The sequence below is a fragment of the Mesorhizobium tamadayense genome, assembly GCF_003863365.1.
GTDB classification, from domain to species: domain Bacteria; phylum Pseudomonadota; class Alphaproteobacteria; order Rhizobiales; family Rhizobiaceae; genus Mesorhizobium; species Mesorhizobium tamadayense.
The window spans coordinates 147151-159366 of sequence record NZ_RQXT01000004.1 but is presented as its reverse complement, the minus strand read 5'-3'; the positions used below and the strand labels follow the sequence as shown (position 1 = coordinate 159366).

General features: G+C 63.7%; 10 protein-coding genes. 4 read left to right on the top strand and 6 right to left on the bottom strand.

The features are described from left to right. Positions 1-2: 2 nt before the first annotated feature. A complete protein-coding gene (locus EH240_RS05305) occupies positions 3-992 on the bottom strand; it encodes a 3-oxoacyl-ACP synthase III family protein (RefSeq protein ID WP_124996359.1) in 990 nt (329 codons plus the stop codon). 307 nt (positions 993-1299) lie between these two features. Next, complete coding sequence (locus tag EH240_RS05300; RefSeq protein ID WP_124996358.1) at positions 1300-2106, bottom strand: alpha/beta fold hydrolase; 807 nt, start codon at positions 2104-2106, stop codon at positions 1300-1302. 119 nt (positions 2107-2225) lie between these two features. On the opposite strand from EH240_RS05300, the gene EH240_RS05295 reads away from it, so the two are divergent. Continuing rightward, positions 2226-3188: a LysR family transcriptional regulator gene (locus EH240_RS05295; RefSeq protein WP_124996357.1), complete on the top strand. Its 963-nt coding sequence runs from the start codon at positions 2226-2228 to the stop codon at positions 3186-3188. On the opposite strand, the gene EH240_RS05290 is transcribed toward EH240_RS05295, so the two are convergent. From EH240_RS05290 to EH240_RS05275, 4 genes are all read right to left on the bottom strand, one after another. Continuing rightward, the gene (locus tag EH240_RS05290; RefSeq protein WP_124996356.1) at positions 3143-3592 is read right to left on the bottom strand and encodes a DNA polymerase III subunit chi; all 450 of its coding nucleotides are present in this window, start codon (positions 3590-3592) and stop codon (positions 3143-3145) included. The genes EH240_RS05295 and EH240_RS05290 overlap by 46 nt on opposite strands. Positions 3593-3601: 9 nt before the next feature. Beyond that, entirely contained in the window at positions 3602-5128 is a 1527-nt protein-coding gene (locus EH240_RS05285) for a leucyl aminopeptidase (RefSeq protein WP_124996355.1), read from the bottom strand. Positions 5129-5299: 171 nt separating this feature from the next. Further along, positions 5300-5677, bottom strand: coding sequence for a VOC family protein (locus EH240_RS05280; protein WP_124996354.1), 378 nt, complete (start codon positions 5675-5677; stop codon positions 5300-5302). 70 nt (positions 5678-5747) lie between these two features. After that, positions 5748-6899, bottom strand: coding sequence for an MFS transporter (locus EH240_RS05275; RefSeq protein WP_281035102.1), 1152 nt, complete (start codon positions 6897-6899; stop codon positions 5748-5750). 481 nt (positions 6900-7380) lie between these two features. Between EH240_RS05275 and lptF the strand changes: the two genes are divergently transcribed. From lptF to EH240_RS05260, 3 genes are read left to right on the top strand one after another with little or no spacing between them, the layout of a single operon-like run. Beyond that, positions 7381-8580: an LPS export ABC transporter permease LptF gene (lptF, locus tag EH240_RS05270; protein ID WP_124996352.1), complete on the top strand. Its 1200-nt coding sequence runs from the start codon at positions 7381-7383 to the stop codon at positions 8578-8580. 2 nt (positions 8581-8582) lie between these two features. Next, a complete protein-coding gene (gene lptG, locus EH240_RS05265) occupies positions 8583-9665 on the top strand; it encodes an LPS export ABC transporter permease LptG (RefSeq protein WP_124996351.1) in 1083 nt (360 codons plus the stop codon). Continuing rightward, positions 9665-12079 (top strand): LPS-assembly protein LptD, encoded by a 2415-nt coding sequence (locus tag EH240_RS05260; RefSeq protein ID WP_167483924.1) that lies wholly within the window; start codon positions 9665-9667, stop codon positions 12077-12079. Before lptG ends, EH240_RS05260 begins: the two co-directional genes overlap by 1 nt. Positions 12080-12216: the final 137 nt, after the last annotated feature.

Below are 12216 nucleotides of genomic sequence, written 5' to 3'. Positions count from 1 at the left end.
CGTCAGGCTTCCAGCGCCATGCCGCCGAACGACACGCCGGCGGAGGTGCCAAGGAACAGCAGCTTCATGCCGGGCGCCACTCGGCCGTCGCGGCGCGCGACATCGAGCGCGAAGGGAATGGAGGCAGCGATCTGGTTGCCGAAGCGGGCAGCGATGTCGACCAACTTTTCCGGCACGAAACCGGTCTGGCGCGCCATATGCGCAAGCGCGAACGGGCTCGCCTGATGCGGCACGACGAGGTCGACGTCGTCATGCGTCCAGCCGGCGCGTTCCAGCAAGGCAGCAACGAAACCGTTGAAATGGCGCGAGGTCAGGCGGAACAGCTCCTTGCCGTCCATGTGGAACAGGCTGTGGCGGGCGAACTCCTCCGGCTGCTTGAGGAAATCGAAACGCGTGCCGCCTGAACCGATCCCACATGCCTCCCAGGCCGACGGATAGGTGCGCATCAGGCTCGCTGCCACCCTGCCCCCGCCAGGCCCGGCCCTGCGCAGCACGGTCGCCGCCGCGCCGTCGCCGAAGAGGGCCGCGACCTCCGGCGCGTCCCGCCACGGCAGCGCGCGCGAGGCGACTTCCGAGGAGAACACCAGCGCCGTCTCGCCTTGCCCGGCCCCGATCATACGGCCGGCGGTCTCGAAGGCGGTGAGGAAGCTGAGGCAAGTGCTGTTGACGTCGAAAGCGGCGGCCGAACCGTCGGCAAGGCTGAGGCGCTGCATGACCAGCGGCGCGGTCGCCGGCAGCGGCTGGTAAGGCACGCCACAACCGCCGATGATCAGATCGATGTCGCCGGGACCAAGCCCGGCATCTTCAAGCGCAAGACGCGCAGCGGTACAGGCAAGATCGATCTGCGATTCGGCCTCGCAGACATAGCGCTCGATGACACCGGTGGCTGCTTCGAGCGCGCCGCGGCCAAGGCCCAGCTTCTCCTCCAGCGCGCCTGTGGTGATGCATTGGGCCGGCACCGCCCTGCCGGTTCCGACGATCCTGATCCGCATCCTCCCCCCAATGCGTGAACTCGCGTCTATCTAAACCAAAAGCGGATCAGGTGCGATGGTGACCACGGACAAAACTGTCTGATCGAAGCGCGCTTACTTATCGCAGATCGGCGCCGCCCCTCATTGCCCTGCCGGGCATTTCTCCCCGTATAGTGACGGGGAGAAAGACGCTTCATCGGCGGTTTCGCCAATCGCCGGCGTCGCAAGAATGGCGCCGCGGCCGCGGCAAGCCTCTTCTCCCCGTCAATATACGGGGAGAAGGCACCGGCAGGCGGAGGGGGGCGGCGCCGACGTTTCCAATTGATGCTTAACGTTCCTGTTCCACACCAAGAAAGCCCATCACCGCGTCCATGAACTCCGCCGGCCTCTCAACGTTGAGCAGATGGACGCCGGGAAGCAGCACAAGCTCGGCGCCGGGAATTGCCGCGGCGATCGCCTGGCTGTGGCTTGCCAACGTCACCTTGTCGTCAACACCGCCGATGACCAGCGTCGGCGCGGTGATCAGCGAGATCGGGCGACGCAGATCGGCGTCGCGCACCGAGGCGAAGCACCCCGCGAGCCCTTGCGGCGACATGGTGAGGATCGCGGCATGGAATTGCTCGACCGTCTCGTTCCGGCCGGCAAGCATCGAGGCTGGGAACCAGTTGTGCATGAACATGTCGGCCGTCGCCGACAGGTCGCGCGCCGCAAGCACGCTGCGGATCTGCCCGTCGAAATAGGACGCCGGCCCGAGATGCGGCGAGGTGTTGGAGAGAATCAGCCGCTCGATGCGCTCCGGCGCATGGATGCCCAGCCACTGGCCAACGAAGCCGCCCAGCGACAGTCCCAGGAAATGCACGCGGTCGATCCCGAGGAAATCGAGCAGCTCGAGCACATCGCGGCCCAGACGGTCGAGCGAATAGGCGCCGGCCGGCGCGTCGGAACCGCCATGGCCGCGAAAATCGTAACGCAGCACCCGGAATGATTTGGCGAGTTCCGCAACCTGCCCGTCCCACATATGGAAAGTCGTGGCGATGGAGTTGGAAAGCATAAGCACTGGCCGGTCTTCCGGGCCGTCCAGCCTGTAGGCGACGCGGGCGCCGTCGCCTGCCGCGAAATGAAGCGTGTCAGTCATTTTGGTCCTCATCTGCTCTGGCGAGAGGTTTCCCGCCGTCGTTTTAACGAGGAAGCTAGGCCTGGAGATTATCGAAGGAAATTACTATGAATGGAATATCTCTGTAGGAGACATCAACAATGGACGGCCTGAAGCTCCACGATCTCAGGTGTTTCGATGCCGTCGTTACCGAGGGCAGCTTCCAGGCCGCGGCCATTGCCTTGAATCGGACGCATCCATCCGTCTTCGCGGCCGTCGCGCGGCTGGAAGCGCAGCTCGGCCTGACGCTGCTCGACCGCGGCGGATATCGGGTGAGCCTGACGGATGAAGGCCGCCAGTTCCATGCCCGCGCCCGGCTGGCGCTGCGCGAGCTCGAACATCTCCAGAGTTATGCCGGGCAGTTGGCGAGCGGCGAGGAAACCATCCTGCGCGTCGTCATGGGCGATGTTTGCCCGAGGCCAAGGATACTCGGCCTGCTCAGCCGCTTCTTCGCCGAGCGGACCCGCACGCGCCTGCATCTGGAATATGAGGCGATCAGTGGACCGGTCGAACGGCTGATGGAGTCCGACGCCGATCTCATCTTCCATCGCGCCAATCCGTCCGATCCGCGTCTCGAGCGGATCGATCTCTGCCAGGTCGCCTTCGTTCCGGTGGTGGCGCCGAGGTTCCTGCCCTTCCAAGGCACGCGCGAAATCACGCCTGAGGCGATGCGCCCGTTCACCCAGTGCGTGATCCGCGACACGGCGCGGCATCCGTCGACGGAGAACTTTTTCGTCCTCGACGGCGCGCATTCCTGCTCGACGCCGGATCATATGATGAAGAAGGAGCTGATCCTGCACGGGCTGGCCTGGGGTCATCTGCCCGAGTGGCTGATCCAGGATGAACTTAGCGATGGGCGGCTGATCTCGATCGCCGGAAAACATATTCCCGGCCGTACCGAGATGGTTGCGGCGGTGCGCCGGCGGGACCGGCCGCACGGGCCGGTGGCCGAGGCGCTGTGGCGCTATATCTTGAGACGCAGGCACGGGATGCGCCTTGAAGATCGACGCCACGATCGTCACGCCTTGCGCTCCCAGCGCCGGTCGGGCGTCTGCTGCCAGTAGGTCACGGTGTGGCCGGCTTCCTTCATCGTCTTCCAATGCGTCCGCGCGCCTTCGAGCTGCGCAGCATCATGGCCATCGAACAGGAAGACGGCGCGCTCGTAGCCCGAAAGCTTTGGCGGCGCTGCGCCATCGACGAGGAAGCGGATCTGGGCGGCGTTCGCGTTGCCCTGCCCCGTCGTGAGCAGGATCGGCTGCTCGGCCGGATGGGCCTCGCGGTCGGTGGCATGCGCCAGGAAGGAATCGTCGCGGAACGTCCACAGCTGCTGGTCGAGCGCATCGCGCCGCTCCTCGGTTCCGGTCTGCACGACGGCGCGCCAGCCGCGCTCCACGCTGCGCTCGAGCAGCCCCGGCAGCGCCTCCTCCAGCGTCGATTCCGTCAAATGGTAGAACAGGATGTCGGCCATCGCGAAAGCCTATCCCTCGTAGTGGTCGCGCACCAGCCTATCGAGCAGCCTGACGCCGAAGCCCGAGCCCCAGGACTGGTTGATCTCGCTCGCCGGCGCGCCCATCGCGGTGCCGGCAATGTCGAGATGCGCCCAGGGCGTGTCCTTGACGAAACGCTGCAGGAACTGCGCGGCGATGATGGCGCCGCCATAGCGGCCGCCGATGTTCTTCATGTCGGCGTTCTTGGATTCGATCAGCTTGTCGTATTCGGCCCCTAACGGCATGCGCCAGAGCCGCTCCTGCGTCGCCTGGCCGGCGCCGGTCAGCCTGTCCGCCAGCTCGTCATTGTTGGAAAACAGGCCCGCATAATGCTGGCCGAGCGCGACCATGATGGCGCCGGTCAGCGTCGCCAGATTGACCATGAGTTTCGGCTTGAAGCGGTCGTTGGTGAACCAGAGCGCGTCGGCGAGCACCAGGCGCCCTTCCGCGTCCGTGTTCAGCACCTCGATAGTCTGGCCCGACATCGAGGTGACGATGTCGCCAGGGCGCTGCGCGTGGCCGTCGACGGCGTTCTCGACCAGGCCGATGACGCCGACCACGTTGGCCTTGGCCTTGCGCGCGGCGAGCGCATGCATCAGCCCGGTGACGGCGGCGGCACCTCCCATGTCGCCCTTCATGTCCTCCATGCCCGAGGCCGGCTTCATCGAATTGCCGCCGGTGTCGAAGGTGACACCCTTGCCGATGAAGGCGATCGGCGCGTCCTTGGCCTTTCCGCCCTTCCATTGCATGACGGCGATGCGGGCGCCGCGCGGCGAGCCTTGCGCGACGCCAAGCAGCGAACCCATGCCGAGCTTCTTCATCTCCTTCTCGGTCAGAACCTCGACCTCGACGCCGAGGGCTTCCAGTTCCTTCGCGCGGGCGGCGAACTCGACCGGCCCAAGCGCATTTGCCGGCTCGTTGACGAGATCGCGCGCGAGCAGCACGCCGTCGATGACGGCCTCTTCACCGGCGAAGGCCTTCTTGGCGGCGGACGGGTCGGCGCAGTGGATGGTCACCTTGGCGGGCTTCGCCGCTTCGGCCTTTTTGGCCCCCGCCGCCCTTGCGTCCGACTGGCCCTCTTCCTTGTCCTTCCTGGTCTTGTACTTGTCGAAGCCGTAGCTGCGCAGAAGAATGCCGGCGGCGAGGTTCGCCGCCTGCCGGCCGTCCGGCTGAAGCTCCGGCAGGTCCAGGATCACGGCGACTTCGGCGGCCTTGCGCAGCGCGGCGGCAACGGCGCCGCCGATCTTCAGCCAAGCGTGATCGTCGAGGCTTGCGACCTTGCCGGCGCCGATCGCCACCAGCCGGTCGACCGACGTCCCTTCCGGCGCCAGCACTTCCGCCGAGTTTGCGAGCTTGCCGGAGAAATCGGCGACAGGAAACGCGCGCGCCAGCGCGCCGGCCGGGTCGCAGGCCTTCGCGGCCTCGCCGAGACCGCCGCCGTCGGCCGCAAGCACGAAGACGCTGCCTTTTTTCGGCGCGGCGAATTTGGCGAAGGCAATCGAAGGTCTCGAATTCATCAGATCCTGCTTTCGGGAACGGCGTAGGTTGCTTGGGAAGCGTTAAAGACTCGGAGAGTGATATTTGGTCGTTTTCCAAACGGAAATACCATCCCCTTTTTCAGCACGCTGATTTTGTTTATCTTTTCGCCATCCTTGTGCCGGTGCGCTTGCCGGCGCATGGCTTTGCGGTCAGTGACCGGCGGGCTGGAAAAGTTCGATCACGTTGCCGGACGGATCTTCGAGCAAGGTTTGCGAGCCGCCGACACCGGTGATGATGTCGTTGCGAAAAACAAGTCCCGCGCTCTTCAGGCGCGCAACTTCTTCCTTCAGATCCGGCACGGTCAACAGGATGCGGTTCCAGCCACCCGGCACCGGACGGCGGCCATCCGGCATCGCCCTTGCGCCGGAGCTGCCTGGCCCGCTGAGCAGAAGCCGCAGGTCGCCGCGCGTGACCGAGGCGAAAGCCGGCCGCGCGTCCCGTTCGATGGCGAAGCCGAGATGCGTTTCATAGAAAGCGATGGAGGCGGCGACATCATCGACAATGTAGCGAATGCTGACCTGTGCCATGACCGGGAACCCTTTCAGTTCGAGCAGCGTAGTAGCAAAGCCTGTCCGCCATCGGCAATGTCTCGCGACTCTACGACGCCGTCGACGCGCGATGACGATTGGTTTGCCAGGGGATCAACGCAAGCAGGCCGACACAGCCGACCACGGCAAAGATCGCCCCATAAACGAAGACCGCCTCATGGCTGACACGATCCCAGAGCTGTCCGGCGACAAGGCTTGCCATGAGTTCCAGCAGGCCGACAGTGGAGCTGTACCAGCCGATGCTGCTGGCACGCAGCTGCTGCGGCACGAAGTCCGAGGCGAATGCCTTGCCGACTGAACGGAAGATGCCTTGATAGAGCCCGTAAAAGGCAAAGAGCAGCCCAATCAGATAGATGTTTCGGATCACCGCGAAACCGACATAGGCGATCAGGAAGATGGTGAAAGACGCCAGCAACACGCCCTTGCGGCCGAATCGGTCTGACAGCAGGCCGGCCGGGTAGGAGATCAACGCTGCAACGAGATTGAAGCCTGCGTAGATAAGAATGGTCGCCTCCAAAGAGGCGCCGATATCCTTTGTCTGCAAAATCAAGAACGCATTGCTGGAATTGCCGATACCGAAGAGCGCCGTCACCAGGAGGTACGTCCAGTATGCCTTGGGGAACCGCCGCAGATTGACGTCCAGCGTGGCCTTTGCAGATACGGCCAACTGCTGCTCGCGCACCAGCAGCACCATGAGGAAGGCGAGCAGACCGGGAATCAGCGCAAGATAGAAGATCCAACGGATGTCGACGTTGAGGGAGACGAGAAGCAGCACCGCGAGCAATGGCCCCAGAAAGGCCCCGAGATTGTCGCCGATGCCTTCGAGGCCGAATGCCTTGCCGCGGTGCTCCTCCGCAACGGACGAAGCAACGAGCGCGGCGCGCGGAGCCGACCGGAACCCGGCGCCGAGCCGGTCCCCAAACCGAGCACCCAGAACCATCGGCCACGCCGTGGCAAGGCCGATCAGGGGCTTGGCGATAGCGGCAAGGAAATAGCCTACGAGCGCTATCGGCTTGCGCTTCTGAAGCCTGTCCGAGAGCCAGCCCGAAAAACCCTGCACGATATTCTGCGTCGCCTGGGCGATGCCATCGACCAGGCCGACGACGCTGCCGCTTGCGTGCAGGGTCTGCGTCAGGAAGATCGGCAGGATCGGATAGAGCATCTCCGTGGAGATGTCGGCAAACAGGCTGGCCAGCGCCAGAAGGACCGTATTTTTGGAAATCCAGGCGAAGGTCTATCTTTGACGCCGGTTCATTCATTGCTTGGTCCGGTTCGAACGTTCCGCCTGACTGAAACGAAACGGCCGCCATATCGGTTGCAAGCTTCGCCGGGCGCGCCATGCTCGCAGGCACAGGGACCTTGTCTCACGGCACCTCGCGGCCGGTCGGCGCGACATTTTTTTGTCATTTGGCAAGACTTGGCCGAAATCGCTGTCTATATCGGCGCTGCAACCACCGAAGGATTCGTCGCGGCAAGCTGTAAGCTTCATGCCACAACCTGTTGTTAACCATCAATGTTTTGCATTTCTTATCCATTGACGCGGAGACTCCGCCGCGCCGGGGCGCGTGGCGTGGAGGCGACGAACCAGATGAGCCGCCTATGGACCCGGTTGTGCGGGCGTCACCGGATGACTACCTTGTCGGCGGGCATGATGCCGTTCGGCACAATCGAGAAAAGCCTTCATGAAGGTCGTTGAACGCTACATCATGCGTCGCACCACCGCGATGTTCCTGGCGGCGCTGGTCTGGACGCTGGCGATCGTGTGGACGACGCAGGTGCTGGCCAAGATCGACCTCGTCACCGACAGCGGCCAGTCGGCGCTGACCTTCTTCGAAGTCGCGGCCCTGATCATCCCCTCGATCATTCCGATCGTGGTGCCGTTCGCGCTGGTGGTCGCGGTGGCGCAGACGCTGAGCGCCATGAACACAGATTCGGAACTGGCGGTGATCAACGCCGCCGGCGCCTCGCGCTGGACGATCGCGCGTCCGATCCTTTTGCTGGCGCTGGCGGCCAGCGTCTTTTCCTTTGCCGTCGACAATGGCGTCGATCCCTATGCCAGGCAAAAGAACCGGCAGCTGGTGGCGGCCTCGCGCGCCGACCTTCTATCGCTGATCATCCAGGAAGGCACGTTCCGCAAGATCGACGACGGCCTGTTCCTGCAGATCGGCGAACGGCTCCCCGACAACAGGCTCGGCGGCATCTTCGTCGCCGATTCGCGCGAAGAAGGCGCCAACCTCACCTATTACGCCAAGACCGGCAGCATCGTCGAAAAAGGCGACGAGAAGGTGCTGATGATGAATGACGGCGTCATCAACCGCAAATCGGTGACCGGCGACCTTTCCGTCATCCGCTTCACCTCCTACGCCTTCGACCTGTCGGCCTTCATGTCGGCGGCGAACGAGATCACGCTGCTGCCCAAGGACCGGACGACGCCATACCTGCTCAACCCGGATCCCAACGACAGGATGTACCAGCGCAATCCGGGCAGCTACACGGCCGAGGTCGACCAGCGCTTCTCCGAATGGTCCTATTCGCTGGTGTTCGCGCTGATCGCGCTTGCCGTCGCAGGCGACGCGCGCTCGCACCGCGAGGCCCGCATCCATCCGCTGATCACGGCAATCGCCATCGCCCTTTTCGTGCGCTGGCTCGGCTTCTTCGCCGCCGGCAAGGCCGACAAGGTCTGGTACTACGCCTATATGGTCTACGCCGTTCCGATCGTGGCGTCGGCGATCTCCATCTGGTTCATCGTCTCCTCGCGCAGCATGGAACTGCCCACCGCCTGGGCCGACTGGATGACTAACCTCGCCGGCCGCATGAGCGAGGGCTGGACGGCGCTCAAGCTGTGGTTTGCCCGGCGCGGCACCTCCGGCCAGGGAGCCTGACGATGGGCTGGACGCTGGGCCGCTATTTCTTCTTTCGCTATGTGACGATCACCGTCTGGTTCTTTCTCGGCCTGCTGGCGCTTGTCTTCCTGATCGATTTCACCGAGCTTTCGGGCCGCACGACCGGGCTGCCGGGCTTCACCTACGGCACCGCCTTCGCCATTTCGGCGCTGAGGATGCCGATGATCATGCTGCAGACGGTGCCCTTCGTCGGGCTGTTCTCGGCGATGGCGACGCTGGTGTCGCTCAACCGCCGTTACGAGCTGGTCATCGCGCGCTCGGCCGGCGTTTCGGCCTGGCAGTTCCTGTTCCCGTGCTGCGTCGGCGCGCTGATGTTCGGCATGCTGTCGGTCGGCGTGCTCAACCCGATCGCCGCGCACGGCTTTTCCTGGTCCGAGCAGATGGAGAACCAGCTCAGGGCCGGCAAATCGAACGCCGTCGCTTCCGATGCGACGCCGTGGCTGAGGCAAAAGACCAGCTCCGGCGACACCATCATCGGCGCCCGCGCCATCCTCAACCAGGGCCTGGAGATGGCGGACGCGGTGTTCTTTGTCCTCGACCAGCAGGGCAACATCGTCGAGCGCAAGGATGCCGCGCACGCCTTCCTGCGCGACGGCTACTGGGAATTGCAGGACGTCAAGGTGTTCAAGGACGGCAATATCCGTCCCGAGGCTTCCGACCGCGTGCCCACCAACCTCAAGCCGGAATTCGTGCAGGAGCGCCTGGCGCGCCCGGAAACCATCCCGTTCTACGAGTTGCCGGCCAAGATCGAGGTTGCCCGTTCCTTCGGGCTGAAGGCAAATGCCTTCGCCATGCAGTTTGATTCGCTGGTGGCGCTGCCGTTCCTCCTCGTTGCCATGACGCTGATTGCGGCAACAGTTTCAATGCGATTTGCCCGTATGGGGCAGTCGGCGACGATGATTCTGGGTGGCGTCCTGGCCGGCTTTCTGCTTTATGTCGTTTCGGTACTGGTCAAGGCATTCGGGGTCGCTGGATTCGTGCCTACAATGGTGGCTGCATGGGTTCCGGTTGTCGTGGCTATGTTCTTCGGGGTGACTTTTCTGCTATACAAGGAAGACGGCTAGTGAGGGAGGCTGGTTTGCGCAGCCATAGGCAAGCCGGTTTGGCACGCCTTTATGGGGCGACAGCCTTGGCATGTCTGTTCGTCTGCGCGGTACCGGCGGTACCGGCGCTGGCGCAGACTATCACGGCGAAGCCTGTTCCCTCCGGCACGCAGATGCTGCTGGCCGCCGACACGCTCATCTATGACAACGACAAGCACACCGTGACCGCCGTCGGCGGCGTGCAGATCGACTATGGCGGCAACAAGCTCGTCGCCCAGCGCGTGGTGTACAACCGCGACACCAAGCGCCTCGTCGCCAGCGGCGCCGTCGAGCTGATCAACAGCGACGGCACCAAGATCAATTCCGACCATATCGACATCACCGACGATTTTGCCGACGGCTTCGTCAACGCGCTGCGCGTCGAGACGATCGAAAAGGCCTATTTCGCCGCCGAAAGCGCCGAGCGCATGGGCGGCGTGCTGACGACGTTCCACAACGGCATCTACACCGCCTGCGAGCCTTGCGAGGACAAGCCCGATTCGGCGCCGACATGGCGCGTCAAGGCGAGAAAGATCATCTGGAACGGCGAGAAGAAGACGGTTCGCTTCGAGAACGCGAATTTCGAGTTCTTCGGCTTCCCGCTTGCCTACCTGCCGGCCTTCGAGATCGCCGACCCGACGGTCAAGCGCAAGAGCGGATTCCTGATCCCCGGCATCGTCTACAACAACCATCTCGGCGTCGGCGTCAAAGTTCCCTATTACTTCGCGCTCTCGCCGACCTATGACCTGACCGTCACAGGAACCGGCTACACGAAGCAGGGTTTTCTCGGCGAAGCCGAATGGCGCCAGCGCTTCAACAATGGCGAGTACAGCCTGAAGATCGCCGGCATCAACCAGCAGGATCCCGACGCCTTCATCGGCACGGGAAATCGCTACACCGTCGATTCGGGCGAGCCCGACGATCCCAACAAATTCCGCGGCATGATGGGCACCAAGGGCCAGTTCGCCATCAACGAGCGCTGGAACTTCGGCTGGGACGTGCTGCTGCAGACCGACAAGAATTTCTCGCGCACTTACAACATCGAAGGCTACAACGAACTCGTCCACCAGTCGTCGATCTATCTGACGGGCCTGAGCGATCGTAATTATTTCGACGTCAGGGCAATGCGCTTCGAAGTGCAGGAAGACACGCTGTCCAGCGACCCGACGGCGCGCTCCGCCAAGCAGCCCTGGGTGCTGCCGTCTTTCGACTACGCCTATATCCCCGACATGCCGGTGGCCGGCGGCCAGCTGTCGCTCAATGTCAATGCGCGCGTCATCAGCCGCGACCGGCTGGACTCGGTGCTGGCCGACAGCGGCGATCCGACTTCCATCAACAACGTGCGCGGCCTCGAGGGGCAGTCCAGCCGGCTGACGGCAGAAGCCGAATGGAAGCGCACCTTCACCACCGATGGCGGCCTACAGTTGACGCCGCTGCTCGCGTTCCGCGGCGACGCCGGGTACAGCTCGGAGACTGCCGGCTCGCTGGCCGCGGTCAACCAGATGGCGGCGAATCTCGGCGAGGATGTGGACATGCGCTCCTCGCTCGCACGCTATATGGCAACGCTGGGCCTAGAGGCGCGCTGGCCGCTGCTGTTCTCGACGCCGAACTCCAGCCACGTCCTGGAGCCGACGGCACAGATTTTTGTGCGCCCGAACGAGCAATATGTCGGTGGGCTGGCCGTTCCGAACGAGGACGCGCAGAGCTTTGTCTTCGACGCAACCACGCTGTTCGAGCGCGACAAGTTCTCAGGCTACGATCGCATCGAAGGCGGCACGCGCGCCAATGTCGGCTTCCGCTATTCGGGCGCTTATGAAAACGGCTGGGGCACCAACGCCATCTTCGGCCAGTCCTATCAGCTGGGCGGCGAGAACTCCTTCGACGCGCCGGACCTCGTCAATGTCGGCGCCTATTCCGGGCTGCAGACCGCGAAATCCGACTATGTCGGCCTCATCGGCTTCAACAGTCCGAGCGGTTTTTCCGGCTCGCTCAGCGGCCGCTTCGACGAGCAGAGCTTCGAGGTCAGGCGTGCGGAGATCAAGGCCGCCTATTCCGGCCTGCCGGTTTCGCTGAGCGCCAAATATGCCTTCATCCAGGCGCAGCCGCTCTACGGCTTCACCACGGACCGCCACGAGGTCACGCTCGGCGCGTCGACACATCTGGCCGAGAGCTGGCGGGTGTTCGGCACCGGCACCTACGATCTAGAGACAAGCGTCCTAGTCAAGGACGGCGTCGGGTTTGCCTACAACGATTCCTGCTTCACCTATGTGATGACGTTCTCGCAGACACGCGATACGGTCACCAAGGAGGTGTCGCAGAATATCGGCTTCAACCTGTCGTTCCGCACGCTCGGCGATTTCGGCTCGTCGACCAGCGCCGTCGACACGATCCAGTAAGCGCATCGCTTCGCGCGCGGACGATACCGGGCCTTGATTTGGCGCGTGATCGTTCGAAAATGGGGCCGAGTCTCGGGGACATGCGCCGGCGACATTGTTTCGCCGCATAGGACGGGCATGGGGTCGACCACATAGCG